The following is a 533-nucleotide window of genomic DNA, read 5'->3' on the forward strand; positions in this document are numbered from 1 at the left end:
GTCGAGAGGCCTGTGCTCAGTCACCATCTAGTCGTCTTCCCATTGCATGCGTGTCTATCTCATCAGAAAAGCTCCGCACTCAGCCCTTCATGTTTGTTGTAGCCCATTGCATACACGTCGTTCAGGATGCCGGTAAGCGACGCGAGTGGCATATATTCTCCTTCCTCAGCGTCCTCGACAAACACCTGAATAGGTGCGCCATAGCCCTCGACGTGAACTGAGTAGAACAGCGGGTTGCCTGAATCATCGGTGCCCCACGTGGACCACATGCGCAGTGGGATGCCCTGTGCACACACCCTGAGATGCGCGAGGCCGACCGCCAAGTCCCGCGCCCGATCCTGTGTCTCGGCCACCGCCTGCACCGGGTACGTGCGTTCCATGTCGAGTACCCTGTGCCCCAGTTCACTGATCACCTTAGTCATTTTCGCTCCCGAGTCGCAGGATGTCACCGGCCCGCTCACATGGCAGGAAGATGCTCATGTCGAGCAGCCCGGACAAGATGCGAACCTCAAGTTCGGACTCCGATTCATCCC

The 533-nt window shown here is 58.2% G+C and carries 1 protein-coding gene; it reads right to left on the minus strand.

Translation table 11 applies throughout. The features are described from left to right. Positions 1-62: 62 nt before the first annotated feature. A complete protein-coding gene (locus AC1RPH_RS07750) occupies positions 63-422 on the minus strand; it encodes a hypothetical protein (RefSeq protein ID WP_391857657.1) in 360 nt (119 codons plus the stop codon). Positions 423-533 lie beyond the last annotated feature (111 nt).

This window comes from Dellaglioa sp. CoH-57-MRSF-16 (genome assembly GCF_056782055.1).

Coding starts and splice junctions, on each gene's coding strand:
- AC1RPH_RS07750 (WP_391857657.1), bottom strand. CDS start 422: ATGACTAAGGTGATCAGTGAACTGGGGCACAGGGTACTCGACATGGAA.